Raw genomic sequence first — 26716 nt, 5'->3', positions numbered from 1 at the left:
AAGAACCGAGTAACGGCCTCGCTGTCGCTCTGTGGAGGTAGCTAACTACCGCATATCTTTTTCATCGCGGCATCCTTTGTATTGACTTCGTCGGACACCGTGTGCCAAGCAGGGTCGTCGCGCGTCTGAACGAGGCTGGCGGTGGCCTGAGCGTTGCTGTACGCCGCAGCCAGTGCGAGTGCAGCAGACCGGTCGCCGGCCGAGATCGCTGGTGCACCGTTCACTGCCTGCTCTAGCATCACTGCCGCGTTCACGGTAGCAATACCGGCAAATGCAGGATTATCGCCATTCGTGTCAATTTGAACAGCATGTGCCGCAAGCTTGTACGTGTCACATAGCTGTTTGTGTGCAGCTGCAGTTTGGTCCGCGGTGTACGAGGGTGTGGTCGACGTGGTCGAGGAGACCGCTGATTGATTGCTCGCCGGCCGGGTCAGCGCGACCACCAGCGCAGCGATGCCAAGCAACACGCCAAGCGCGGCCAATGCGATCGCCGGCCAGGTCCGTGGACGCATTGGCGGCTGAACGGGAAATGCTGGAGCCCATTGCGTTGGGCCTGGCGGCGGGCCGGTGGTTGGCCCCTCCCCCGGAGCCGGAGGCAAATCCCCCACCATGCGTCCTCCTTTAGACCAAGCGCATCCGGGACCTATTCTCGGGAACCTCGCTTCAATAGTTGACCAGCTAACGGGGCTGCGAGCAATCACCACGCCGTGCGGACGGGAAGTCACCCGAGACCGCATACCGTTTTCATCGCGGCATCTTTGGCATTGACATCATCTACTTCCGCGTGAAAGGCGGGGTCGTCCCGCTGCGACCAACTCCCCATCGCCGTGGCTTTGGTGTACGCAGCCGCTAACGCGAGGGCAGCGGTGCGATCGCTAGACGGGATCGCAGGTGCCACGTTTACTGTCTGTTCCAGCGTTACCGCCGCATTTACGCTGGCCACGCCTGCCAGTGCGGGGTTGTCGCCGTTTGTGTCGATTTGGACCGAACGCGCAGCGAGTTTGTATGCGTCACACAACTTCTCGTGCGCCGCAGATACTTCGGCGGCGCTATAGCTAGGGGCGGCCGACGTCGACGTTGCGCTCGAAGTCGATGACCGCGACGTCGCCGCAACCAACGCAACTACCGCCACGGCCGTCGAGACCAAAGCCAGAACGATCGCACCGATCGCGATCGCTGGCCACACGCGTGAGCGTGGCGCCTGCGGCGCGGAATGCGCGGGATAACCCGGTGCCCACTGCCCTACCGGCGGACCAGCATGCGGCGCTACACCCGGATGTGAGGGCGGATCCTCCGTCACGCCCGTTGCTCAGACGTTTTGTGCTGAGGGGCCAGCGCTCGGGCGGAGAGCCTTCATGTCGGCGGCGTTGGCCTTGTCCATGTTGGTGAACCCGTTGGCCGCGTGGTGCGCCTTCGTGCCGACACCCGTGAGCGTCTCACTGTGACCCTGCAGGGTTTTCACGTGCTGGCCGTGTGCGGCCGAGACTGCACTGTGAAACGCGTCGGCCGCGGCGAAGTCGCCGAACATTCCTGCTTCGACGGTTCCGCCCGCCAGTTGATCCGCGCCGTCTTGAGCGTGTCCGCCGGCGCGGTGCGACTGATTGCCTCCCGAGTGCAAAAGATCCGTATCTACGAACATCGGCACTCCTTCCGGGTCATAACACCTGTGAGCAGGCTAAATGCCGATTCTCGAGTGGTCAATTCACCGCCTCCGACACCGCGGCCGCTAGAACGCGTGGCCATTGGTGACCGAGCGCGCCGGCCGATCCCATTCCGGGTCGACGGTGAGCGGTAGCTGGAACCCGATATGCGGTAAAGACACCGTTCCGAACGGGGTGTGCACCTGGCGAGGAACGGCTATCCGCGCCAGGGCCCGCTCGGGCGCGAGCATGCCTTCCCCGGCCAAACCATCGCCGTGCCCGGTGACGATCGCGGTCATGTTGTGTAGCGACTCGCTCCCCACCTCGTAGTAGAGCGAGTGGTCGGTGAACCACGGCATGACGCTGTGTGAGCCGGCGACTTCGGCACGAAACCGCACCGCCCCGAAACCCGCATGCGCCGGGTCGCCGCCCAGCCCGGCCAACGGTCCCACCGGCGCGCCGAGCGTCTCGTTGAGTCCGTTCGGAAGGCCGCTGCCCGCCTCACCGATCCAGCTGATCGCATCGGTCGACGCTGCCCCCACATACAACCTGCCGCCATCGAGATGAAAGTCCACGGCGCCGCGCGCCAAATCCGTTCCCGGGCAACCGGTTAGCACGGCGTCGTTGGCACGCATGCCGCTGTGGGCGAACGCGTCGGCCACGGTCGTGGAGCCGTAGGAGTGTCCGAGGACGGTGACGTGCGCTGGGGTCGGTCCGTCATGTGTCGCCGCGAGGCCGTTGACATCGGCGGCCAGCAGCGCACCCGCTTGCCTCGCCCGCCACGGTGTGCCGACCTGTTCCAATTCGGCGGGGTCGGTGATGGCCTGTTGCCAATGCGGCTGGCCGAATTCGGGTGCGTCATAACCCATCCAGGCCAGCACCGCGGTGGATCGCTGGGGGTCGGCTCGGGCAGCCTGTTCGTAGAGATTGGTGGCGTCGTCGGTGCCGTCCGACATCCACCCTCCCCGCACGCTGCTGTTGGTGCCCGGGACCACGACGGCCGTGTTGCGGGATTTGTCCGGGTTGCCGATCGCGATCGCGGCCCTGCCCTTGCCGCTGAACGCCAGCGGGTCATACGCCCACAGCATGATCGGCAGACCGCGGGGGGCGTCGGAGCTTTTGTCGCGCTCGAGGAACTCAATGGTCTTGACCGCGTTCTGGTAGCGGGTGATGTCGGTGATGCACAGCCCGTAGTCCTCGGGCCTGGTGAAGATATCGGCGTCCCGGTTGCGCAGCGCGCTGTCGCGCAACGTCTTTGGGTCCAGTCCGCTCCGGCGGGCGACGTCTTCCACCCTGCGCATATCTTCGTTCATGGCGGCCTGGTTCACCGCATCACGCACCTCCGCCGGAATCCCGTTGAGGTTGCCCAACTCGTGCGTGCCTTGATCGACAAGTAGCTTCTTTTGATTCGCGCTCAGCGCATCCCACCACCGCTTGACGCATTCCGGACTGCTGTCCGGCGGCGGAATGGCCAGCTCGTCGACGCCCTGAATTTCCGCCGGGTCTACACCATCTGTCCGCAAGCTCCCTAGCGCGGCCGTCAGCACCTCCGAATACCCGTCGCGAATCCGACGCAGCTGCACCACGATCGCCGCAACCTCGCTGACGGCGTCGGTGCGCAGATCGTCGGCACCACAGGTATCGCCGTCCGCCAACGCATCGCACATCTCGTCGTCGATGTCTTCGAGGTCGTATTCCAGCGCGTCCAGGTATCTCGTGCAGGCCCGCTGGGCTTCGGCCAGCGCCGCGGCGACGTTCTCCAAATCGACGGCGATCCGCGGCAATTGCCCGGCCTGCAGGCCCAGCGACCGGGTCACCCGCTGCACCTCGGCGGCATTGTTGATCGAATGATCCGCGTTTTGGTGATCCCAGGCCGCCTCGAACCGGCGCCGGGCAGCCTCGAAGGCGGCGACCGCCTCCGCCGTGCTCACTCCGGCGTCGCGAAAAGCCCGCGCCAGGTATGAAATCTGCGCGGGGCGACCGGCTTGCATGCTGGCGTTGGTCGACCATGGGTCACCGCCGGCTTGGGCGACGAGGAACGCAATGCTCAAGTGCCGCAGTAACATCGGCGTCGCTAGGTCGACACCACCCTCAGAGCGAGTTGGCGCCGTCGGCCAGACCGTCGCCGTCCGAATCGGTCAGCCGCACATTCCATTTGCCATCGCCGTCGGTGTCGACGTAACCGGTCACGCCGCTGTCGTCTGAGCGCAGCACCCGGTCGGCCAGCCCGTCACCATCGGTGTCGACGAGGCGGGCATCGGCGCGGCCCTGGCCGTCGAAATCGACCAGCGGGCCGCCGGTGTGTTCGACGCCGTCGAGGCCGAACCAGCGCAGCTGGCCCCCGCGGTCCATCGCCACCGCCCACGTCCCGGATCCGTCGTCGGTGAAGTAGGCCTCGGGGGTGCCGTCGTTGTTGAGATCCAACACCGCGTGATCGACGATGCCGTCGCCGTCGAGATCAGCGAGTGCGTCGTCGCGTAATCCGTCGTGGTCAAAATCCAGCCCGATCGATTCCAAACGACCGTCGTGGTCCAGGTCGAGGTCGGGTTGCCCGTGCCAGAAGGCGGCGCCGTTATCGCCAGCGAGACAGTAGTCCATGCGTATTCCGACGCGTGGCTGCCGCTACTCGTTCCCCCGAGACTTCCACCACGCCAACAACTCTGCGGTCGCCTCCGCGCTGTCCAACGGTCCGCGCTCGAGTCGGAGTTCCTTCAGAAACCGCCAGGCCTCGCCGACCTGAGGACCGGCCGGGATGCCGAGCAGCTCCATGATCTGGTTGCCGTCCAAATCGGGGCGCACCCGCGCCAGATCCTCCTGAGCGGCCAGCTCGGCGATCCGCTTCTCGAGCCGGTCATAGCTGGCCTGCAGCCGCGCGGCCCGACGCTTGTTGCGCGTCGTGCAGTCGGCTCGCACCAATTTGTGCAACCGCGGCAGCAGCGGACCGGCATCGGTGACGTAGCGGCGCACCGCCGAATCCGTCCACTTGCCGTCGCCGTAGCCGTGGAACCGCAGATGCAGATACACCAGTTGCGAGACGTCCTCGACCATCTGCTTGGAATACTTCAACGCGCGCAACCGTTTTCGCACCATCTTGGCGCCGACGACCTCGTGATGATGAAAGCTCACGCCGCCGTTGGGCTCGTGGCGCCGAGTGGCGGGCTTGCCGATGTCATGCAGCAGCGCCGCCCACCGCAGCACCAGGTCCGGGCCGTCATCTTCCAGGGCGATCGCCTGACGCAGCACCGTTAATGAGTGTTGGTAGACGTCCTTGTGTTGGTGGTGTTCGTCGATGGCCATCTGCATGCCGCCCACCTCGGGCAGCACCACCTCACCCATGCCGGTTTGCACCATCAAATCGACGCCGGCCATCGGGTCCGCGCCGAGCACCAGCTTGTCCAGCTCGGCGGCCACCCGTTCGGCGCTGATCCGAGACAACTGCGGCGCCATCTGTTCGATCGCCTCGCGGACCCCCGGCGCAACGCGGAAGCCGAGCTGCGAGACGAACCGCGCCGCGCGCAGCATCCGCAACGGGTCGTCGCCGAAGGACACCTCCGGCGCGGCGGGGGTATCCAGCACCCGATCGCGCAGCGCCGCCAAACCCCCCAGCGGATCCAGGAATTCACCGGGCCCGTCCGGCGTGATGCGGACGGCCATCGCGTTGGCCGTGAAGTCGCGGCGCACCAGATCGTCTTCGAGGCGATCGCCGAAGCGCACCTCGGGATTCCGGGACACCTGATCGTAGGTGTCTGCGCGAAACGTGGTGATCTCCAGCCGGTGCTCGCCCTTGCCGACGCCGACGGTGCCGAATTCGATCCCCGTGTCCCAAAGGTTGTCGGCCCACCGGCGCAGGATCTGCTGCACCTGCTCGGGACGGGCGTCGGTGGTGAAATCCAGGTCGGGGCTCAACCTGCCCAGCAAGGCATCCCGCACCGAACCTCCGACGAGATAGAGCTCGTGGCCCGCGGCGTCGAACGCGGAGCCGAGCTCGGCCAGCATGGGCGCGTGCCGATTCAGAGCGACCGCGGCGGCGGTCAGCAGGTCGGCATCCTGGGCGGCGTCTGGCACGTTCGATCAGCCTAGTCGGGTGGGGACGAAAAGCCCGTGTGAGGAGCCTCGCACGTCACCAAAGGTGAATTGACCGGGCGCTGAGCGTCAGTAACCTCGCGCGAGAATCGGTCGCTCCTTCCCGTCAGGAATCACGCCATGCCGTTATCTGTCCGATCGAAGTCTCTCGATGCACGCGCCTGGCGCACGGCGACGCTGTCGGCGCCCTTCGTCATCCAAGGCCTTCTGGCGATACTGATCGTCAACGCATGGTTACTGGGCAAGTGGCCATTCGGCACGCACAGCGCCTCCGCGGGCGAGCGCCCCTGGCTGAGCGCCGCGCTGTTGGTAACGACGGTCGAGGGCTTGTTGATCAGCGCCGTGCTTCGCACCGCGCAATCGTCACGCCGCCGTGGCCTTTCGCTCAGCGTCGCGAGCTGTTCCGCTGTCCTCCTCATCGGTGGAGCTGTGTTTGCCTACGTGGTTCTGCGCTGAAAGGTCCTGTGATGGCCGATGAATCGCTAATTCCGGCATCGAAATCCCGCTATGGCCCGGTCACTTTCGGGGTAGCGGTACTACATCTTTTCGTCGTCGAGTTCACCACTTGGCTCTTCATGCCGTACTCGATCGTTTTTGTACTTCCCGTCGTCCTGATCTACATGGCGATCGCTGCTCTGGTTATGCAGGCCTCTGGAACGATGGGCCAAATCGGGCGCGGAATGCTCATAGGCAGCCTGTCTGGACCACTCTCACTACTGATCTTCGGTGGGGTATGGGCGATCGCGCACGCGATAGGCCCGTTCTGACGAGACACATTCCGCCGTGAGCTCGCGCGCTCACCGCGCGGCGAGTATCTCCGGGAGAATATGCCGTGCCAGCTACTATCGCTTGGGTGTCGGACGGCGAACAAGGCAAACCACGTCGGCGCCGGGGGCGGCGCCGGGGCCGTGGTGCCGCGAATTCGTCCGAGAATCAAACCACCGGTCAAGCGACCGGCGACTCGACGGCCACCAAGTCGCGCCGCTCAAGGGCGTCTCGCCGCGGACCGGACCAGCTGCGCACCGTCCACGAAACCTCCGCCGGGGGGTTGGTCATCGACGGTCTCGACGGCCCGCGGGAATCACAGGTCGCCGCCCTGATCGGGCGCATCGACCGGCGCGGACGAATGCTTTGGTCGCTGCCCAAGGGGCACATCGAACAAGGTGAGACCGCCGAGCAGACCGCAATCAGAGAGGTCGCCGAAGAGACCGGCATCCGGGGCAGTGTGCTGGCCGCGCTGGGCCGCATCGACTACTGGTTCGTCACCGACGGCCGCCGCGTGCACAAGACCGTGCACCACTACTTAATGCGCTTCTCCGGCGGCGAGCTGTCCGACGAGGATCTCGAAGTCGCCGAGGTCGCCTGGGTGCCCATGGGTGAACTGCCGTCCCGGCTCGCCTACGCCGACGAACGCCGCCTGGCCAAGGTGGCCGACGAGCTGATCGACAAGTTGCGAAGCGACGGCCCGGCCTCGCTTCCACCGCTGCCGCCCAGCGCGCCGCGGCGCCGCCCGCAGACACATTCGCGGACCCGGCATGCGGACCACCCGGCCGCTGGCCGGAAGAACGGCCACGGACCGGGGCCGTGACCGCTCTACATCTGCGTTGGGCCGGCCTGGCGCGCGTCGCCGCCGTGCTCGCCATCGTGGCCGGACTCGCGGCGCTCACCGGCCCGGTGATGCCGCGCGCGGCGGCGGGCGAGCCCGGGGTGACGCCGTTCGTCCGCGTCCGCATCGATCAAGTCACCCCGGACGTGGTCACCACGACCAGTCCACCCGTCGTGACCGTCAGCGGCATGGTGACCAACATCGGCGACCGACCGGTCCGCGACGTCATGGTCCGGCTCGAGCACGCCGGCGCCGTCACCGCCTCCGCGGGCCTGCGCACCACCCTCGACGGCGACACCGACGGCTACCAGGCCGCCGCCGACTTCCTCACCGTGGCGCCCGAACTGCAGCGCGGGCAAGAAGTCGGCTTCACCCTGTCGGCCCCGCTGCGGGCGCTGAGCAAGCCGTCGCTGGGCGTGGAAAAGCCCGGCATCTACCCGATCCTGGTCAACGTCAACGGCACACCCGACTACGGCGCACCCGCGCGGCTGGACAACGCGCGCTTCCTGCTTCCCGTGGTCGGGGTGCCACCCGATCGCGCCGACGACATCGGCTCGGCCGTCGCGCCCGACACCTCCAAACCCGTCGCGATGACCATGCTGTGGCCGCTGGCCGACCGGCCCAGGCTGGCCCCCGGCGTGCCGGGCGGAACCATCCCGGTGCGGTTGGTCGACGACGACCTGGCCACCTCGTTGGCCAGCGGCGGCCGGCTCGACATCCTGCTGGCCTCCGCCGAAGTCGCCACCAGTCACGACGTCGACCCCGACGGCGCCGTCGGCCGCGCGTTGTGCCTGGCGATCGACCCGGACCTGCTGGTCACCGTCAACGCGATGACCGCCGGCTACGTCGTATCCAACTCCCCCGACGGACCCGGTCAGCTGCCCGGCACCCCGACCCATCCCGGCGCCGGGCAGGCCACCGCGACCGAATGGCTGAACCGCCTGCGCGCGCTGGCGCACCGGACCTGCGTGGCTCCGCTCCCCTACGCGCAGGCCGATCTGGACGCCGTGCAGCGCGTCAACGATCCCGGCCTCAGCGCGATCGCCACCACGAGCGCCAACGGCATCATCGACAAAATCCTGGACGTCGCCTCCACCCGCGGCGCCACGCTGGTACCCGACGGCCCCCTGACCGACCGCGCGGTCAAGCTGCTCAGCGGCAACGACAACACCGTCGCGGTCGCCGCCGCCGACCTGTCGGCCACCGAGGCACAGGACGCCGCCGCGACGGCCGTCGACACCGCGCCGCGGCGGTTGACCCCGCAGGTCGCGGTCGCGCCGTTCGACCCCGCCGTCGGCGCCGCCCTGGCCGGCGCCGGCACCTCCCCCGAGGCGCCGACATACCTGGACTCCTCACTCACCGTCCGGCTCGGCCACGATTCGGTGACCGCACGCCGCCAGGACGCCTTGGGCTCGATCTTCTGGCACGCCCTCCGGCGTGACGACCCGCGCACCCAGATCCTGGTGCCGCCGACGACATGGAACCTGCAGGCCGACGACGCCCAGGTCATCTTGACCGCCCTGACCACCACCATCCGGTCCGGCCTGGCGGTGCCGCGCCCGCTGCCGGCGGTGATCGCCGAGGCGAACCAGGCGGCCCAGGCGCGCGACCAATCCACGCAACAGGCCGGCACCGACAACTCTCCCCGCGGCCAGTTCGGCGACGACGTCACCGCCGGCATCGCCAGCCAGGTCGGCCGGTTGTGGGGACTGACGTCTTCGCTGATGACCGACGACCGCACCGGGCTGACCGGCGTTCAGTACACCGCGCCGCTGCGCGAGGACATGCTGCGCGCGCTGAGCCAGTCCGAACCGCCCGACACCCGAAACGGATTGGCTCAGCAACGCCTGGCGGTGGTCGGCAAGACCATCAACGATTTGTTCGGCGCGGTGACGATCGTCAACCCCGGCGGCTCCTACACCCTGGCCACCGAGCACAGCCCGCTGCCGCTGGCGCTGCACAACGGCCTGGCCGTTCCGATCCGCGTGCGGCTGCACGTCGATGCGCCGCCGGGCATGAACGTCACCGACATCGGTCAGATCGAACTGCCCCCCGGTTACCTCCCGCTGCGCATTCCCGTCGAAGTGAACTTCACCCAACGCGTCGCCGTCGACGCGACCCTGCGGACCCCGGACGGTCTGCGGCTGGGCGAGCCGGTCCGGTTGTCGGTGCATTCCAACGCCTACGGCAAGGTCCTGTTCGCCATTACGCTGTCCGCGGCGGCGGTGCTGGTTCTGCTAGCCGGCCGGCGGCTGTGGCACCGGTTCCGTGGCCAGCCCGACCGCGCCGACCTGGACCGCCCCGATCCACCCGACGCCCGGCACGCGACCGCAGACGAGGCGCGCGACGACCCCGACCACGGGGTGGATCAGGAGCACGTCGAAGAAGAGCACCGAGTATGACGCCCGCCTACCGGCAGGCCCAGCACCACCACCGCCTGCCCGAGTCGGCCCGGCCTTCCCGGGCGCCGGGCTCACCGCCGACCGGCCCGCTGCCGCCCGTCGCCGCCGAGATCGACCGGCGCCGCCCCGAGCTGTCGGACTCCGCGCTGGTCTCGCGGTCGTGGGCGATGGCCTTCGCCACGTTGATCAGCCGGCTCACCGGCTTCGCCCGCGTGGTGCTGCTGGCCGCGATCCTGGGCGCCGCGCTGTCCAGCGCATTCTCGGTGGCCAATCAGCTACCCAACCTGGTGGCCGCCCTCGTGCTGGAGGCGACCTTCACCGCGATCTTCGTGCCGGTGCTGGCGCGCGCCGAGCAGAGCGACCCTGACGGCGGCGCGGCCTTTGTGCGGCGCCTGGTCACGCTGACGACGGCGCTGCTGATCGTCGCCACCGCACTGTCGGTGGTGGCCGCCCCGCTGCTGGTGCGGCTGATGCTGGGCCGCGCGCCGCAGGTCAACGAGCCGCTGACCATCGCGTTCGCCTACCTGCTGCTGCCCCAGGTCCTCGCCTACGGCCTGACCTCGGTGTTCATGGCGATCCTGAACACCCGCAACGTGTTCGGGCCCACGGCGTGGGCACCGGTCGTCAACAACGTCGTCGCGCTGATCACCCTGGCGATCTACGTGCTGGTTCCCGGTGAACTGTCCGTCGACCCCGTCCGCATGGGCAACGCCAAGCTGCTGGTGCTCGCCGTGGGCACCACCCTGGGCGTGTTCGCCCAAACCGGGCTGCTGCTGGTGGCACTGCGCCGCCAGCGTGTCGACCTGCGCCCGCTGTGGGGAATCGACCAGCGCCTCAAGCGCTTCGGCACCATGGCCGCCGCGATGGTGCTCTACGTGCTGATCAGCCAGCTCGGCCTGGTCGTGGGCAACCAGATCGCCAGCACCGCGGCGGCGTCGGGTCCCGCGATCTACAACTACACCTGGCTGGTGCTGATGCTGCCGTTCGGCATGATCGGCGTGACGGTGCTGACCGTGGTGATGCCGCGGCTGAGCCGCAACGCCGCCGCCGACGACACCAAGGCCGTGCTCGGCGACCTGTCCCTGGCCACCCGGCTGACGCTGATCACGCTTATCCCGATCGTGGCGTTCATGACCGTCGGCGGTCCCGCGATGGGCAGCGCCCTGTTCGCCTACGGCCACTTCGGGGACGTCGACGCCGGCTACCTGGGTGCCGCGATCACCCTCTCGGCCTTCACGCTGATCCCGTACGGGCTGGTGCTACTGCAGCTGCGGGTCTTCTACGCCCGCGAACAGCCGTGGACGCCGATCGTCATCATCCTCGTCATCACGGCCGTCAAGATCCTGGGCTCGGTGCTGGCGCCGCACGTCACCCACGACCCCAAGCTGGTGGCCGGTTTTCTGGGGCTGGCCAACGGCGTCGGCTTTCTGGCCGGCGCGGTCATCGGCTACGTGCTGCTGCGCCGCGCCCTGCTACCCGCCGGGGGCCACCTGATCGGTGCCGGCGAAGTCCGCACGATCCTGGTGACGCTCACCGCGTCCATGCTGGCCGGATTGATCGCCCACGTGGTCGACCGGCTGCTCGGACTGGATCAGCTCACCGCCCACGGCGGTGCCGGTTCCCTGCTTCGCCTGTTCGTGCTGGGGCTCATCATGCTGCCGATCATCGCCGCAGTCATGCTGCGCGCGCAGGTGCCCGAGGCGCGGGCAGCGCTGGATGCCCTGCGGTACCGCATCACCGGCCGCGGACCACGCCCGCGCAATCCCAGTGCGAAGGATCGATCGTCTCACCGGCGCCCCGTCACGTACCCTGAGCAGAGGAATTCATCCCCGCCTGGGGTAAATGCGGTCCAGGAGCCGATCCGGCGCAGGCCTCCGGAGCGGGCGAACCGAGCCCGGCAAGCGAAAGGACCGGAGGTGACCGACCGCCCGATGGAAAGCGCAGCCCCCAGCGCTGGATCTGGCGCGAGTTCCGGCACGCCACGGCCGCTCGCCGACGACTTCCAGCCGGACATCCCGGCCGAGGAGCCGCCCCGGTCCGCCCCGCGCCCCGCCGAACACGCCAATGGCGATATCCGCGGCGACGCCCGACGCGCACCGACGCCGTTCGAACCGCCGCGCGAGCGTTCGGCGGACACCGCGGGAGACGACGTGCACTTGGTCCCCGGTGCCCGGATCGCCGGCGGGCGGTATCGGCTGCTGGTGTTCCACGGCGGCGCCCCGCCGCTGCAGTTCTGGCAGGCGCTGGATACCGCCCTGGATCGGCAAGTGGCGCTGACGTTCGTCGACCCGGACGGCGCCCTGCCCGACGAGGTCCTCCAGGAGATCCTGTCGCGCACCCTACGGCTCAGCCGCATCGACAAACCCGGCATCGCCCGGGTCCTCGACGTGGTGCACACCGGCTCGGGCGGCCTGGTGGTCTCCGAGTGGATTCGGGGCGGTTCGCTGCAGGAGGTGGCCGACACCGCGCCCTCACCGGTGGGCGCCGTCCGAGCCATGCAGTCGCTGGCCGCCGCCGCCGACGCGGCACACCGCGCCGGTGTCGCGCTGTCGATCGACCACCCCAGCCGGGTGCGAGTCAGCATCGAAGGCGACGTCGTGCTGGCCTACCCCGCGACCATGCCCGAGGCCAACCCGCAGGACGACATCCGCGGCATCGGCGCGGCGCTCTACGCCCTGCTGGTCAATCGGTGGCCGCTGCTGGAAAGCGGGGTGCGCAGCGGACTCGCGGCGGCCGAACGCGACTCGGCCGGCAACCCCGTCGAGCCCATGTCCGTCGACCGCGACATCCCCTTCCAGATCTCCGCCGTCGCCGTCCGAGCGGTCCAAGAGGACGGCGGAATACGTAGCGCCTCAACGCTTTTGAACCTGCTCCAGCAGGCCACCGCGGTCGCCGACCGCACCGAGGTGCTCGGCCCGATCGACGATTCGCCCTCGCCGTCGGCGGCCCTGATCTCACCCGGCCAGGAGCAGGCGACCCTTGCGCGGCGGCGGCGCAACGTGCTCATCGGGGTCGGCGCCGGCCTCGCCGTCATCGTGGTGGCCCTGCTGGTGCTGGCGTCGATCGTGAGCAAGATCTTCGGCAATGTCGGTGGCGGCCTCAACAAGGATGAGCTGGGCCTCAACGGCCCCTCGTCGTCGTCCGCATCGGCATCGTCGAGCGCCCCGCCCGCCGCCGCGGGCAGCGTCGTCAAACCGACCAAAGCGACGGTCTTCTCCCCCGACGGTGACGCCGACAACGCCGGGACGGCCGGGCAGGCCATCGACGGTGATCCCTCGACGGCCTGGGCGACCGAGGTCTACACCGACGCCGTTCCGTTCCCCAGCTTCAAGCAGGGCGAAGGGCTGATCCTGCAGCTGCCCAGCCCCACCGTGGTCGGCCAGGTCACTATCGACACGCCCAGCAACGGGACCAAGGTGGAGATCCGCGCCGCGTCCTCGTCGTCGCCGTCCAGCCTCAACGACACGACCGTGTTGGCCCCGGCCTTCACGCTCAAGCCCGGCCACAACGTGATCCCGGTCCGGGCCGGCTCGCCGACATCGAATGTGCTGGTGTGGATCTCGACGCTGGGATCCACCAGCGGCAAGAGCCAGGCCGGATTTTCGGAGATAACGGTCCAGGCCGCGTCCTAATCCGCGGCGCTTGTCGGCCACTCACATCGACCCTTCCGAGTGAAGTGCCGGGCCATACGCAATTGGTTACTGTCCGGCCGTGGGCTTCGGAAGAAACGCCAAGCGTGAGCGCAGTGACGCCGAGCTGCTGGCAGCCCATGTGGCCGGCGACCGTTACGCATTCGGCGAGTTGTTCGGGCGTCATCAGCGGCACCTGCACCGGCTCGCCCGGCTGACGACTCGCACCCCGGAAGACGCGGAGGACGCGCTGCAGGACGCCATGCTCTCGGCACACCGCGGCGCCGGCGCGTTCCGGCACGACGCCGCCGTCGGCAGCTGGCTGCACCGCATCGTCGTCAACGCGTGTCTGGACCGGCTGCGCCGCACCAAAGCGCATCCGACCGTCCCGCTCGAAGACATCTATCCGGTCGCCGATCGCACGGCTCAGGTCGAGACCACGATGGCCGTGCAGCGCGCGCTGATGCGGCTTCCCGTCGAGCAACGGGCCGCGGTGGTGGCCGTCGACATGCAGGGCTATTCGGTCGCCGAAACCGCCCGGCTGCTCGGCGTCGCCGAAGGCACGGTCAAGAGCCGCTGTGCGCGCGGACGGGTGCGGCTCGCCGAACTGCTGGGCTACCTCAACGCGGGCGCACACGCCCTGCCGGACACCGCCACCGGCCAGGGGCTGAACTAGCCGACCGAAAGACCGCCGCAGCGGACCACGCGTGGCCATCGCTGCGTGCATGACGGACACTGGGTCCGATGGATGTGGCGGGCGACGATGCGGCGGATCACCGCAATGCGGGATCGGACCCACCGCTGACCGTCGAACTCCTCGCCGACCTACAAGCCGGAATCCTCGACGACGCGGCCGCCGCCCGCGTCCGCCGGCAAATCCGCGCCGATCCGCACGCCGCCGGCGTGCTGGATGCCCTGAACCGGGTCCGCCGCGACGTCGCCGCCGTCGGCGCCGACCCCGATTCGGCGCCGGACCCTCCCCCTGAGGTGGTCGGCCGGGTTTCCGCGACGTTGCGCTCGGCGGGTCCCGGGTCCGGGGAATCGGCCGCGCCCCCCGCGCACACCGCCCGCCCACGCATCCGCCCTGGCCGCACCACCGCCGCAGCTGCCGGCCTGTGCGCGGTACTCGCCGCGATCGGCTTCGGCACCATCGCGCTCCTACACGCACCCGAACCCGCACCGGACACCCCCGGCGACATCCAGCACATCACGCTGTCGACCCGGCCGATGGAGATCCCGCTTTCGCAAAGCGACATCCTCGGCCTGCTCGACCGCAGCCCCGATTACGGCGCCCTCGGCGACCCGGCGCGGCGCGCCTCTTGCCTCACCGGCCTCGGCTATCCGGCATCCACGCAGGTCCTGGGTGCGCGACCGGTCCAGATCAACGCCCGCCCGGGCATCATTCTGGTGATCCCCGGTGACAGCCCCCACGTTCTGGCGGTGTTTGCGGTCTCCCCGAACTGCAGCGCGGCCGATACCGGGCTACTGGCCAACACCCAGGTCCCCCGGCCCTAGTGTGGTGCCATGGGTGGTGCGACACACCCGGGAACAGCCGTGCTTACGCTGGCGTTTACACAGTTCCAGAGACGATCGCTTGAAAGGTGTTCATGACCGCCGACGCTGTGCATGACGTGATCATCATTGGTTCGGGTCCTGCTGGGTATACCGCGGCGTTGTATGCGGCGCGGGCGCAGTTGGCGCCGGTGGTGTTTGAGGGGACGTCGTTTGGTGGGGCGTTGATGACGACGACCGAGGTGGAGAATTTCCCGGGTTTTCGGGACGGGATCACGGGTCCGGAGTTGATGGATCAGATGCGTGAGCAGGCGCTGCGCTTTGGGGCCGATCTGCGGATGGAAGACGTCGAATCGGTCTCGTTGCAGGGTCGAATCAAGTCGGTGACCACGGCCGAGGGTGAGACGGTGCGCGCGCGTGCGGTGATCTTGGCCATGGGGGCGGCGGCCCGGTATTTGGGGGTGCCCGGGGAGCAGGAGTTGTTGGGTCGCGGGGTGTCCTCGTGTGCCACGTGTGATGGGTTCTTTTTCAAGGACCAGGACATCGCGGTGATCGGCGGTGGGGACTCGGCGATGGAGGAGGCCACCTTTTTGACCCGCTTTGCCCGCAGTGTGACGTTGGTGCACCGGCGTGCGGAGTTTCGGGCGTCGCGGATCATGCTTGAACGGGCCAAGGCCAACGACAAGATCACCATCCTGACGAACAAGGCGGTCGAGGCCGTCGAGGGTGAGTCCACGGTGACGGGTTTGCGGGTGCGCGACACGCTCAGCGGGGAGGTGTCGACGTTGCCGGTGACCGGGGTGTTCGTGGCCATCGGCCATGACCCGCGCTCGGAGTTGGTGCGTGAGGTGCTACAGACCGACCCCGACGGTTATGTGCTGGTCCAAGGCCGCACCACGAGTACGTCGATTGAGGGGGTGTTCGCCGCCGGGGACCTGGTGGATCGCACCTACCGCCAAGCCATCACCGCCGCGGGCAGCGGCTGCTCGGCCGCCATCGACGCCGAACGCTGGCTCGCCGACCACGAAGAGTCCAGCGCCGCCGCGCAAGGCGACGCAACCGAATTTCCTGGCAGTACCGACACATTGATTGGAGCACCACAATGACCGACGCCGAAAAAGCCGGGGCCACAATAGAAGTCTCTGACGCGTCGTTTTCCACCGACGTCTTGTCCAGCAATAAGCCTGTGCTGGTTGACTTTTGGGCAACGTGGTGCGGCCCCTGCAAGATGGTGGCGCCGGTCCTCGAAGAGATCGCCAGCGAGCGGGGCGAACAGCTCACCGTTGCCAAGCTCGACGTGGACGCCAACCCCGAAACCGCACAGAGCTTCCAGGTGGTCTCCATTCCCACCCTGATCCTGTTCAAAGACGGGCAGCCGGTGAAGCGAATCGTCGGCGCCAAGGGCAAGGCCGCACTGCTGCGCGAGCTCTCGGACGCGGTTCCCAACCTCAGCTGATCTTCATTTGATTTCCTCGCACCACGCCCCGCGCATAGCCTGGGGTTTTCCCGAATTGACGAAGCGTCTGCGACAATACGGTTAGCTGTTGCCCATTTTTGAGCTCGTCAGTTAGTCCCGGAGGGCCCCCTGTATGTCGAGTCCGCGCCGCGAATACGGCGACGCGCTGCGCTGTGGTGACCGCGGCGCTGCTGTGACCGAGATTCGGGCGACACTGGCCTCCCTGGGCCTGCTCGATGGCTCCGACGACGATCTCAACACCGGCCAGCAGGTGGCCCACGAACTCTTCGACGCCGAACTCGACCAGGCGGTGCGCGCTTTCCAACAACATCGCGGCCTGCTGGTGGACGGCATCGTCGGTGAGGCCACCTACCGGGCTCTCAAAGAGGCGTCGTACCGGTTGGGCGCGCGCACGTTGTACCACCAATTCGGCGCCCCGCTGTTCGGCGATGACGTGGCCACGCTGCAGGCCCGGCTCCAGGATCTGGGTTTCTACACCGGCCTGGTCGACGGATACTTCGGGTTGCAGACGCACAACGCGTTGATGTCGTATCAGCGCGAGTACGGGCTTTCCGCCGACGGGATCTGCGGTCCGGAAACGTTGCGCTCCTTTCACTTTTTGAGTTCACGGGTCAGCGGCGGATCGCCACACGCGCTCCGCGAAGAAGAGCTCGTTCGCTCATCGGGCCCCAAGCTGTCGGGCAAGCGGATCATCATCGATCCGGGCCGCGGCGGCGCGGACCACGGCGCCATCATGCAGGGCCCGTCCGGACCGATTAGTGAAGCAGATGTGTTGTGGGACTTGGCCAGCCGGCTCGAGGGACGGATGGCCGCGATCGGCATGGAGACCTTTCTGTCGCGACCGGTCAACCGCAGTCCGCTGGATGCCGAGCGCGCCGCCACCGCCAACAACGTCGGCGCCGATCTGATGATCAGCCTGCGCTGTGAGAGTCAGGTCAGCGCCGCCGCCAACGGGGTGGCGTCGTTCCACTTCGGGAACTCACACGGTTCGGTCTCCACCATCGGGCGTAACCTCGCCGACTTCATTCAGCGGGAAGTGGTGGCCCGCACCGGATTACGAGATTGCCGCACGCACGGCCGGACGTGGGACCTGCTGCGCCTGACCCGGATGCCGACGGTGCAGGTCGACGTCGGCTACATCACCAACCCGCGTGATCGCTCGATGCTGGTATCAACGCAGACCCGTGATGCCATCGCCGAGGGAATCCTGGCCGCGGTCAAGCGGCTGTATTTGTTGGGCAAAAACGACCGGCCCACTGGCACTTTCACTTTCGCCGAATTGCTGGCCCACGAATTGTCGGTGGAACGCACCAGCCAGCTGGGCGGTTCTTAGCCGTTAACCACCCGCGGTGGTTTTCAACGTTTTCAACGCATTTGCCGCCGTAGACCCGGCACCGACCGGCTGCTCCAGGTGTGCGCTCTCCAGCAGCCGCTCCAGCGCCGCCTCCACTTCGGCCTTCCAGCCCAGACCCTTGTCGAGCTCGAGCCGCAGTCGCGGGAAATACGTATGTGGTGCCACCACAACGAAACCCGCGTCTTTCAAGAACTCCGCGTCCATGACGCAATGGTCCACCGAACAGTCGCCCACCGCTTCCAGTACCGGACGCACGTCGGGACCGACCAGCCGCGGATCCTGCAGTTCCGACGCGGCCGGGGTGCGGCCGAACGCCTCGAGCGCCCGCACGCCGCGGCGCACCAGCTCGTCGATCACCCGCGCGATCAAACCGTTCGGTAGATCGTCGGCCGCCGGCCCGGGTTCGATGCCCATCGACGTCAACAGCACGGCGTCCGCGGAGACCGGACCGGTCGGGAACCGCTGCGCCCGCGGCACCGCCCGCGGCGGGGCGTAGAACACGTAGCCCAGGCACGGCGGCTCGGACTGGCTTCGCTCGTCCGGGACCGCGGTCGCGACCTGCCCGCACGAGCCCCACTCCAGCATCACCATCGACAGCCACGCTTCTTTTTCGAACTCGGGGTCGGCGAGGTGGTCCTGATTACCGAGGGTCGCCGGATCGACTTCCCAGAAGACGCACCGACGTGCGTGCTTGGGAAGCTGCTCGAATGCCTCGAGCCGTAGCGGCGTGATTCGAGCGGACACTAGCCTCCTGGCTCCTGTGCGGTACTGCAGCCATCTGCACCGGCAACCCCTCCAGGATAGGAGAGGTGGTCGCGATCGGGCCAGCTTTGGCCTGGCCACCGGCGTTGACGCGCCTTAACCGCCGGCCTTCTGCGACCGCGACACGCCGATTATCGAAAGTTGTTGATGTGCATGCTATTTCGTCGATCCGCGACGCCGGGGGTAGGCGGACTGCTCGCGAAAGCGGCCCCGGTGTCACAGTGACGTAATTACACGGTGTCCTAGTTCATGCCTTGGGCGGGGACATGACGTCGATGATCCGCTGTAGATCGTCCACCGAGCCGAACTCGACGACGATCTTGCCCTTGCGCTTGCCCAGGCTGACGGTCACCCGGGTGTCGAAGGCGGTCGAGAGTCGATCGGCGACGTCCTGCAGGCCCGGCATCTGAATCGGCTTGCGCCGCGGCGCCGTCGGCGTGGCTGGACCGCTCCGGTTGGCCAACGTGACCGCCTCCTCGGTCGCCCGCACCGACAGCCCCTCGGCGACGATCCGGGTGGCCAACTCCTCCTGTGCCTCCGCCCCGGCCTCCAGCGACAGCAATGCGCGCGCGTGACCCGCGGACAGCACCCCGGCGGCCACCCGGCGCTGCACCGCGATCGGCAGCTTGAGCAACCGGATCATGTTGGTGATCAGCGGCCGCGACCGGCCGATGCGCGCCGCCAGTTCGTCGTGGGTGACCCCGAACTCGTCGAGCAACTGCTGATAGGCGGCCGCCTCTTCCAACGGGTTCAGCTGCACCCGGTGGATGTTTTCCAACAGGGCGTCGCGCAGCAGATCGTCGTCACCGGTCTCGCGCACGATCGCCGGGATGGTCGCCAACCCGGCCTCTTGAGCCGCGCGCCAGCGCCGCTCCCCCATCACGATCTGATAACGCGCGCCGCTCGCGGAATCCTTGACGGCCCGCACCACGATCGGCTGCAAGAGGCCGAACTCGCGGATGGAGTGCACCAGCTCCGACAGCGCTTCCTCGTCGAAGACCTGCCGTGGCTGACGCGGGTTGCGCTCGATGTCGGCCGGCGCGATCTCGCGGTAGACCGCGCCCATCGACGACGCGTCCTGCGGCGGCGGTCCCCCGATTAGGACATCGGCGGCGGCATCGCCCATCCGCGGCCCGAGCGTCGCCGGTCCCGAGTCGCCCTCCGCGGGGCCGGTCGGAATAAGCGAAGCCAGGCCCCGGCCGAGGCCGCCCTTCTTGCGTAACGGCTGCGTCATCGTCGTCCCTTCGCGGATGGTGGTCAATCGCGCTCGGCGAGTTCACGGCTCGCATCGAGATAGCTCATCGCCCCGCGAGAACCGGGGTCGTAATCGATGATGGTCATGCTGTAGCCCGGCGCCTCGGACACCTTGACGCTGCGCGGAATCACCGTGCGCAGCACCTTGCTCCCGAAGTAGCGGCGTACCTCTTCGGCGACCTGGTCGGCCAGTTTGGTGCGGCCGTCATACATGGTCAGCACCACCGTGGTCACCTCGAGCTTGGGATTGAGGTGCGCCTTCACCATCTCGATGTTGCGCATCAGCTGCGAGACACCCTCGAGCGCGTAGTACTCACACTGGATCGGGATCATCACCTCCGGCGCGGCGACGAGCGCATTGATCGTCAGCAGGCCGAGGGATGGCGGGCAATCGATGAAGACGCAGTCGAAGTCGAGGTTGTCCAAATCGGCCAATGCGGTGCGCAACCGATTCTCGCGCGCCACCATGCTGACCAATTCGATCTCGGCGCCCGCCAGGTCGATCGTGGCCGGGATGCAGAACAGGCGCTCGTTGTGCGGGCTCTGCCGCAGCGCATCGTGCACCGAAACCTCGCCGAGCAAGACCTCGTACGACGACGGTGTGCCCGACTGCCGGTCGGTGATACCGAGCGCCGTGCTCGCGTTGCCCTGGGGGTCGAGATCGATGACGAGGGTCTTGAGTCCCTGCAGCGCGAGCGCCGCCGCGAGGTTGACCGCGGTGGTCGTCTTGCCCACGCCGCCCTTTTGGTTGGCGACGGTGAAAACGCGGCGGTGGGACGGCCGGCGCAGCGGCGGGTACGTGGTGTGCAGCACCCGCATCGCGCGTTCGGCGGCCGCCCCGATTGGGGTGTCGAATTCGGCCGTTGTTTCACGTGAAACATTGGCCGCCGGCGCGGGCGCCGCCGTCTCGCGAACGTCCTCCGGTGCGTGGTGAGCCACCGGCCAATCTTCAGGAGAAGTCATCGGGTTCGGGCCTTTCCGGTCCGTGCCGGCTTGTGGTGCGGCGGCTTTCCGCGGCGCGCTGAAACTACGGTTGCGGGGGGACGCAAATAGTTCGCGCCACATGTCACCACCCTGACATCAGCGGCGCCCGATGCAGCCATCACACGCCGGTACTGTTCAACTTCGTCGGACGCCCGCTCCCCCTTGATGGCGAGCATCCGGCCGTCGGGCCGAAGCAGGGGCAAGCTCCACTTCGTCAGCTTGTCCAACGATGCAACCGCTCGCGACACCGCAGCATCCCTCTCCCCGAACCGGTTGCGCACTCCCGGTTCCTCCGCACGGCCACGGACCACCTCGACGGCTAACCCTAGTTCGTCGATGACCTCGTTGAGAAATTCGCTGCGGCGCAGCAACGGTTCGAGCAGGACGACGTCGAGATCGGGCCGCGCGATCGCCAGCGGTATCCCCGGCAGGCCCGCCCCACTCCCGATGTCGATGAGGCGCTCTCCCGGATGGAGGAGCTCGGCGAGGGCCGCGCTATTTAGAATGTGGCGGTCCCAGATGCGGTCGACCTCCCGCGGCCCGAGCAGCCCTCGCTCCACACCGGCGGTGGCCAAAACCTCCGCGTACCGGCGGGCGATGCCCAGCCGCTCACCGAAGACGGCGGCCGCCGCGTCCGGCGACGAGCCTTGGTCGGCGCCCTCCCCCGCCGAGCCCGCCGCATCGGCGGAACCGACATGTTTCACGTGAAACATCCTCTAGTCGGGACGCGCACTGTCAACCTTCGGAGTACGACGGGAGGGAACTACATGGCTGTAACTTGGCGGGGTCAGTCGTGCAGGACGACCACGCGGCGCGACGGCTCGACGCCCTCGCTCTCGCTGTGCACCCCGGCCACCGCGGCGACGGCGTCGTGCACGATCTTTCGTTCGAACGGCGTCATCGGCGAGAGCTCTTCACGTTCGCCCGATTCGAGCACCCGGCGCGCGACCTTGTCGCCCAGCGCCGCCAACTCCTCCCGGCGCCGCCGACGCCAGCTCGCGATGTCGAGCATCAACCGGCTCCGCACGCCCGTCTTCTGGTGCACCGCCAGCCGGGTGAGCTCCTGCAGCGCGTCGAGCACCTCTCCGCCGCGGCCCACCAACTTGTTCAGGTCGTCGCTGCCGTCGATGCTCACGACGGCGCGGCTGCCCTCGACGTCCAGATCGATATCGCCGTCAAAGTCCAACAGGTCCAACAACTCTTCGAGGTAGTCGCCGGCTATCTCGCCCTCGGCGACCAAGCGCTCCTCCAGATCATCGATCTCCTCCGGGTCCGACTCGGCGGCATCCTCGGCGGCCGATTGCGTGTCGAGTTCGGTATCGACGTCGCGCTCGGTGGTCTCGGCGTCTGTCATGTCTTCTCTCCCTCAATCAATGGGCCCCAGCCCAATTCGGATCGCCCTGTCCCGGCGGCCCTGTTAGTCATTCCGCCCGTATCAGCGTTTGCGCTTTTTCGGCCGCGCCCCGGGCCGTGGTGTGCGGTTGGTCGGGCCGTCGCTCGCCTCGGCGGCCGGCGCGTCGGCCCCATCGGAATCCGCGCTCCCCGAACCGGACGCAGCCGTCTCGGCGTCGGGCGTCGACGAGCCGTTGCCACCCGACGATGCCGCCTTGGGATTCCGCTTCGGCTTGGCACCCGGCGCCGGGGCGTTCGCCGCCCGGCGCTGGATCGCTTCCTGCTTCTTGGCTTCGTCCTCTTTCTCGATCATCCCGAAGACGTAATGCTGCTGCCCGAAGGTCCAGATGTTGTTGGCGAACCAGTACAGGATGATCGCCAGCGGAAGGAACGGGCCACCGACGACGACGCCAAGCGGGAACACGTACAGCGCGAGCTTGTTCATCATCGCGGTCTGCGGGTTGGCCGCCGCCTCCGGGCTCTGCCGCGCCACCGAGGCCCGGCTGTTGAAGTAGGTCGCGACGCCGGCCAGGATCATCACCGGCAGCCCGACCGCGATCACGGCCGGCCGACTGAAGAAGGTGAACGCGTCCAACCCGGTGCGCTGGGTCATGAAGGCGCCGATCGGTGCGCCGAACAAGTTCGCGTCCAGGAAGTGGCCGACGTCGGTCGGGGTGAAGACGTAGTTTCCGGTGAGCCGGTTCTGCGCCACCGACAGGTGGGGCTGCCCGAACCCGCCGGTAGTCCGGTTGAACGAACGCAGCACGTGATACAGACCGATGAACACCGGGATCTGCGCCAGCATCGGCAGGCAGCCCAGGATCGGGTTGAACCCGTGTTCGCGCTGCAGCTTCTGCATCTCGAGCGCCATCCGCTGGCGATCCTTGCCGTACTTCTTTTGCAGCGCCTTGATCTGGGGCTGCAGCTCCTGCATCTGGCGCGTGGTACGGATCTGCCGGACGAACGGCTTGTAGAGCAACGCCCGCAGCGTGAAGACCAAGAACATCACCGACAGCGCCCAGGCGAAGAAGTTCGACGGCCCCAGCATGGAGGCGAACAACTTGTACCAGACCCACATGATCCACGACACCGGGTAGTAGACGAAGTCGAGACTGAAGAAATCAAACAAAAGATTCACTCTCCCCTCGCGCCGCTCGGGGGACCCGGGCGTCGCTGGCATCTTGGCAATTCACGTGGCATCCGGGGCGGTCCGGGATCGGGTCCCAGCCGCCTTCATGCCATGGTCCGCACTTGGCGAGTCTGGCCGCAGCCAACCAGCTCCCCCGAATCAGGCCGTACTCGTTGAGCGCATCGACCGCGTATTGGCTGCAGGTCGGGACGAAGCGACACGTGGCCGGACGTAGCGGCGACACCATATGCCGATACAGCTGGATCACGAAAATCACTCCGCGGGCGGTCGCTCGTCCGGCGTCGCCAACCGATGCCCGCAGCCGGGTCGAGATCGTCACGGCTTGCTTCCTGCCGCCGGCACGCGTCGCAAACACCGGCGCAGTTCCTGCTCGAGTCGGGCGGAGGAGGCGGTGCGGCTGCTGGGCAGCGCGCGGATCACCAACCGATCGGATTGGCTGAGCTCGCCCAGCAGTGTTCGGGCGACGTGCCGCAGCCGACGAGCGACCCGGTGGCGCTCGACGGCGGACCCGACTGGCTTGCCGACCACCAGTCCGACGCGCGGCGCTTGGATTTCGTCACCGTCTTCGCCGCGGTGAAAATGCACGACGAGATCGGGCTGTGCCATCCGAATCCCGCGCTTCACCGTCGCGTCAAAGTCAATTGACCGCGTCATGCGGTTGCGTGCGGGAAGCACCGCCGAAGGACCTGACGTTGCGATCAGGCAGAGAGCGCGCGGCGACCCTTGCGGCGCCGACCGGACACGATCGCGCGTCCGGCACGAGTGCGCATCCGCAGGCGGAAGCCATGCACGCGGGCTCGGCGCCGGTTATTCGGCTGGAAGGTCCGCTTGCCCTTGGCCACGACGTTCTCCTCGTTGTGTTGCCATCCGGCCGCTCAGACGTTTCGCATCGGGCTCGTCTGCGGTTCGACCGGAGGTGGTCTTGGTGCTACTGGCCGGCGCGGTCCCCAGGTGGTTCGGGTCGCAGCCGTATCGCCGACTTTCGGGCGACTGTTTGAGGGTACTGACGAGGCTTCGCCTGGTCAAACCTGGCCTGCCGCAACGAAGCCGCGCCCGCCTGCCGGAAAGATTTTCCGTTTCGGTCACACTCGCCGCGGACGTGGCTACCATAACGAGCCGAAGCAAGCCCCACGTACCCTAAATGACCGGATTGGAATGCAGCAGAACGGTTGGCAGCCGAACGGAAAACTGTTAGCTTCTGCGAAGTCGATTTAGACTAAAGCAGCGCTCGACAACGAAGCGAGGATGGTGGATCGACTAGCTGCCTAGACAACCTTCCGAGGTTCTCTTCCAGCGCGGAGATCGCGAGCCGTCGCCGGTAGGTTGTGGCTCGCCTACGATCATCCTGTCCACACCTGTGTATAACTATGTGGACAGTTGCTTTGTCGCCTAGCGTGTGTGACTCGGGTCGGGACGTTCGAGAACCAGGGAGATGCGTCGTTGACCGATGACCCCGGTTCCAGTTTCACGGCAGTGTGGAATGCGGTCGTTTCCGAGCTCAACGGGGAGCCTCCTGCGGACGGCATGACGGCCAACCGCACGACCCTGGTCACACCCCTCACTCCCCAGCAGCGGGCCTGGCTCAATCTTGTCCGCCCACTGACCATCGTCGAGGGATTCGCGCTGCTGTCGGTGCCGAGCAGCTTCGTGCAAAACGAGATCGAACGACATCTGCGGGCACCCATCACCGATGCGCTCAGCCGGCGCCTCGGCCAGCAGATTCAACTGGGTGTTCGCATCGCTCCCCCGCCCGACGACGTCGAGGACGCGCTCATCCCGCCGGCCGAACCGTTCCCCGGAACCGAACCTGCCTTCCCCGCCGACGGCGCGGCCGGCGACAACGACGAAGCGTTCGACAACGGCGAGACGGTCACCGACAGCCAGCCGGGGTGGCCGAACTACTTCACCGAGCGGCCGCACGCGATCGATCCGGCCGTCGCCGCCGGGACGAGCCTCAACCGCCGCTACACCTTCGACACGTTCGTCATCGGTGCCTCCAACCGGTTCGCCCACGCCGCCGCCCTGGCGATCGCCGAAGCGCCGGCGCGGGCCTACAACCCTTTGTTCATCTGGGGCGAGTCCGGTCTCGGCAAGACCCACTTGTTGCACGCCGCCGGCAATTACGCGCAGCGGCTGTTCCCGGGCATGCGAGTCAAGTACGTCTCCACCGAGGAATTCACCAACGACTTCATCAACTCGCTGCGCGACGACCGCAAGGTCGCGTTCAAGCGCAGCTATCGCGACGTCGACGTGCTGCTGGTCGATGACATTCAGTTCATCGAGGGCAAGGAAGGTATCCAGGAAGAGTTCTTCCACACCTTCAACACGCTGCACAACGCCAACAAACAGATCGTCATCTCCTCGGACCGCCCACCCAAACAGCTGGCCACGCTGGAAGATCGGCTGCGGACGCGGTTCGAGTGGGGCCTGATCACCGACGTACAGCCCCCCGAACTGGAAACCCGGATCGCCATCCTGCGCAAGAAAGCACAGATGGAGCGGCTGGCGGTGCCCGACGATGTCCTCGAGCTGATCGCCAGCAGCATCGAGCGCAACATCCGTGAGCTCGAAGGCGCCCTGATCCGCGTCACGGCATTCGCCTCGCTGAACAAGACGCCGATCGACAAGGCGCTGGCCGAGATTGTGCTTCGCGATCTGATCGCCGACGCCAGCACCATGCAGATCAGCGCGGCCACCATCATGGCGGCCACCGCCGAATACTTCGACACCACGGTCGAAGAGCTCCGCGGCCCCGGCAAGACCCGAGCGCTGGCCCAATCGCGCCAGATCGCGATGTATCTGTGCCGCGAGCTCACCGATCTGTCATTACCCAAGATCGGGCAGGCATTCGGCCGCGACCACACCACGGTCATGTACGCGCAGCGCAAGATCTTGTCCGAGATGGCCGAGCGGCGTGAGGTTTTTGATCATGTCAAGGAGCTCACCACTCGCATCCGTCAGCGCTCCAAGCGCTGAAATCTCTTCTCTCCCCGGCGCTCCCGGCCCTGATTCCGGGCTTTCGCTGCGCGTGCTCGTAATTTTTTTCGAGAAACTTCACACCCGTCTGTCACACCCGCCACAGCGAGGGGATGTGGGTAGGACTGTGCACAACGCAATTAATCGCCGGTGTAGTAACACCGCTTGGGTGCACAGTTGTCATTCGTCCCCACCCGCCCAACACCTCGCCCACAGGTGTTCATGCGGCGATGCACAAGCCGATCGCGGCGCTAGCTGGGCCGAGAGGCCGCTGTCCCCAGCTTGCACAGGCCTTAATACTGGTACTGAGATCTCTTCATCGGTTCTTCTTTGAAATACAGGCTTGGGGACGCCCGGTGCACACTCGTCGTCCGAGGCTTGGTCAGCTCGGGTTGTCGGGGTTTGCGATTAGCTTTCAAGATGGCGTCGAAGGATCTACGGTTGTTCTTCGACTGCCGTTGCGGTCGCCGTTGGCTCATCACATGTCATCGGCGT

25 protein-coding genes are annotated in these 26716 nt (G+C 67.3%); 11 read left to right on the top strand and 14 right to left on the bottom strand.

Features of this window, described 5'->3' with window-relative positions:
• Window positions 1–41: 41 nt before the first annotated feature.
• The 5 genes from A5624_RS27160 to A5624_RS04065 form a co-directional block, all read right to left on the bottom strand.
• On the bottom strand, window positions 42–482 hold the full coding sequence (locus tag A5624_RS27160; protein WP_232002196.1) for a hypothetical protein: 441 nt from the start codon (window positions 480–482) through the stop codon (window positions 42–44).
• Between the two features lie 827 nt (window positions 483–1309).
• Window positions 1310–1639 carry a DUF2563 family protein gene (locus A5624_RS04080; RefSeq protein WP_066861906.1) on the bottom strand — a complete coding sequence of 110 codons (330 nt, stop codon included), beginning with the start codon at window positions 1637–1639 and terminating at the stop codon, window positions 1310–1312.
• An 87-nt stretch (window positions 1640–1726) separates the two neighbouring features.
• On the bottom strand, window positions 1727–3706 hold the full coding sequence (locus tag A5624_RS04075) for an alpha/beta hydrolase (RefSeq protein ID WP_066861904.1): 1980 nt from the start codon (window positions 3704–3706) through the stop codon (window positions 1727–1729).
• A gap of 25 nt (window positions 3707–3731) precedes the next feature.
• Complete coding sequence (locus tag A5624_RS04070) at window positions 3732–4238, bottom strand: pullulanase (RefSeq protein WP_066861901.1); 507 nt, start codon at window positions 4236–4238, stop codon at window positions 3732–3734.
• Window positions 4239–4262: 24 nt separating this feature from the next.
• Entirely contained in the window at window positions 4263–5705 is a 1443-nt protein-coding gene (locus A5624_RS04065; protein WP_066861898.1) for a CCA tRNA nucleotidyltransferase, read from the bottom strand.
• A gap of 138 nt (window positions 5706–5843) precedes the next feature.
• Between A5624_RS04065 and A5624_RS04060 the strand changes: the two genes are divergently transcribed.
• The 10 genes from A5624_RS04060 (at window position 5844) to A5624_RS04015 (ending at window position 17682) form a co-directional block, all read left to right on the top strand.
• A complete protein-coding gene (locus tag A5624_RS04060; protein WP_231998282.1) occupies window positions 5844–6179 on the top strand; it encodes a hypothetical protein in 336 nt (111 codons plus the stop codon).
• Window positions 6180–6190: 11 nt separating this feature from the next.
• Window positions 6191–6490: a hypothetical protein gene (locus A5624_RS04055; protein ID WP_066861895.1), complete on the top strand. Its 300-nt coding sequence runs from the start codon at window positions 6191–6193 to the stop codon at window positions 6488–6490.
• A gap of 86 nt (window positions 6491–6576) precedes the next feature.
• On the top strand, window positions 6577–7311 hold the full coding sequence (locus tag A5624_RS04050; protein WP_066861891.1) for an NUDIX hydrolase: 735 nt from the start codon (window positions 6577–6579) through the stop codon (window positions 7309–7311).
• Window positions 7308–9731: a hypothetical protein gene (locus A5624_RS04045; RefSeq protein WP_066861879.1), complete on the top strand. Its 2424-nt coding sequence runs from the start codon at window positions 7308–7310 to the stop codon at window positions 9729–9731. Before A5624_RS04050 ends, A5624_RS04045 begins: the two co-directional genes overlap by 4 nt.
• Entirely contained in the window at window positions 9728–13363 is a 3636-nt protein-coding gene (locus A5624_RS04040) for a murein biosynthesis integral membrane protein MurJ (RefSeq protein ID WP_066861876.1), read from the top strand. Before A5624_RS04045 ends, A5624_RS04040 begins: the two co-directional genes overlap by 4 nt.
• A gap of 79 nt (window positions 13364–13442) precedes the next feature.
• Window positions 13443–14036 carry an RNA polymerase sigma factor SigM gene (gene sigM, locus A5624_RS04035; RefSeq protein WP_066861873.1) on the top strand — a complete coding sequence of 198 codons (594 nt, stop codon included), beginning with the start codon at window positions 13443–13445 and terminating at the stop codon, window positions 14034–14036.
• A gap of 68 nt (window positions 14037–14104) precedes the next feature.
• On the top strand, window positions 14105–14875 hold the full coding sequence (locus tag A5624_RS04030; protein ID WP_066861870.1) for a hypothetical protein: 771 nt from the start codon (window positions 14105–14107) through the stop codon (window positions 14873–14875).
• Window positions 14876–14967: 92 nt separating this feature from the next.
• Window positions 14968–15978, top strand: a complete 1011-nt coding sequence (trxB, locus tag A5624_RS04025) for a thioredoxin-disulfide reductase (RefSeq protein ID WP_066861983.1) — start codon at window positions 14968–14970, stop codon at window positions 15976–15978.
• Window positions 15975–16328 (top strand): thioredoxin, encoded by a 354-nt coding sequence (trxA, locus tag A5624_RS04020; RefSeq protein ID WP_066861867.1) that lies wholly within the window; start codon window positions 15975–15977, stop codon window positions 16326–16328. Before trxB ends, trxA begins: the two co-directional genes overlap by 4 nt.
• Before the next feature lie 133 nt (window positions 16329–16461).
• A complete protein-coding gene (locus tag A5624_RS04015) occupies window positions 16462–17682 on the top strand; it encodes an N-acetylmuramoyl-L-alanine amidase (protein ID WP_066861863.1) in 1221 nt (406 codons plus the stop codon).
• Window positions 17683–17685: 3 nt separating this feature from the next.
• Here the strand turns inward: A5624_RS04015 and A5624_RS04010 are convergent, their stop codons facing one another.
• The 9 genes from A5624_RS04010 to rpmH form a co-directional block, all read right to left on the bottom strand.
• The gene (locus tag A5624_RS04010; RefSeq protein ID WP_066861859.1) at window positions 17686–18447 is read right to left on the bottom strand and encodes an acetyltransferase; all 762 of its coding nucleotides are present in this window, start codon (window positions 18445–18447) and stop codon (window positions 17686–17688) included.
• Window positions 18448–18712: 265 nt separating this feature from the next.
• Window positions 18713–19699 carry a ParB/RepB/Spo0J family partition protein gene (locus A5624_RS04005; RefSeq protein WP_066861857.1) on the bottom strand — a complete coding sequence of 329 codons (987 nt, stop codon included), beginning with the start codon at window positions 19697–19699 and terminating at the stop codon, window positions 18713–18715.
• Between the two features lie 23 nt (window positions 19700–19722).
• Window positions 19723–20682, bottom strand: coding sequence for a ParA family protein (locus tag A5624_RS04000; protein ID WP_066861854.1), 960 nt, complete (start codon window positions 20680–20682; stop codon window positions 19723–19725).
• Window positions 20679–21416, bottom strand: coding sequence for a 16S rRNA (guanine(527)-N(7))-methyltransferase RsmG (rsmG, locus tag A5624_RS03995; protein WP_066861849.1), 738 nt, complete (start codon window positions 21414–21416; stop codon window positions 20679–20681). The genes A5624_RS04000 and rsmG overlap by 4 nt, the downstream gene beginning before the upstream one ends.
• A gap of 74 nt (window positions 21417–21490) precedes the next feature.
• The gene (locus A5624_RS03990; protein ID WP_066861846.1) at window positions 21491–22057 is read right to left on the bottom strand and encodes a R3H domain-containing nucleic acid-binding protein; all 567 of its coding nucleotides are present in this window, start codon (window positions 22055–22057) and stop codon (window positions 21491–21493) included.
• Window positions 22058–22138: 81 nt separating this feature from the next.
• The gene (gene yidC / locus A5624_RS03985; RefSeq protein ID WP_066861843.1) at window positions 22139–23233 is read right to left on the bottom strand and encodes a membrane protein insertase YidC; all 1095 of its coding nucleotides are present in this window, start codon (window positions 23231–23233) and stop codon (window positions 22139–22141) included.
• Window positions 23217–23564, bottom strand: coding sequence for a membrane protein insertion efficiency factor YidD (yidD, locus tag A5624_RS27150; RefSeq protein WP_156752945.1), 348 nt, complete (start codon window positions 23562–23564; stop codon window positions 23217–23219). Before yidD ends, yidC begins: the two co-directional genes overlap by 17 nt.
• The gene (rnpA, locus tag A5624_RS03980) at window positions 23561–23920 is read right to left on the bottom strand and encodes a ribonuclease P protein component (protein WP_082972030.1); all 360 of its coding nucleotides are present in this window, start codon (window positions 23918–23920) and stop codon (window positions 23561–23563) included. Before rnpA ends, yidD begins: the two co-directional genes overlap by 4 nt.
• Before the next feature lie 23 nt (window positions 23921–23943).
• Window positions 23944–24087 (bottom strand): 50S ribosomal protein L34, encoded by a 144-nt coding sequence (rpmH, locus tag A5624_RS27145; protein ID WP_003874369.1) that lies wholly within the window; start codon window positions 24085–24087, stop codon window positions 23944–23946.
• Window positions 24088–24685: 598 nt separating this feature from the next.
• Here rpmH and dnaA point away from each other — a divergent pair.
• The gene (gene dnaA / locus A5624_RS03975; protein ID WP_066861980.1) at window positions 24686–26221 is read left to right on the top strand and encodes a chromosomal replication initiator protein DnaA; all 1536 of its coding nucleotides are present in this window, start codon (window positions 24686–24688) and stop codon (window positions 26219–26221) included.
• Window positions 26222–26716 lie beyond the last annotated feature (495 nt).

This window comes from Mycobacterium sp. 1482292.6 (genome assembly GCF_001672995.1).
Taxonomy (GTDB): domain Bacteria; phylum Actinomycetota; class Actinomycetes; order Mycobacteriales; family Mycobacteriaceae; genus Mycobacterium; species Mycobacterium europaeum_A.
Note: the sequence above shows the minus strand (reverse complement) of the source record. Positions and strands in the feature narration are given on the sequence as shown.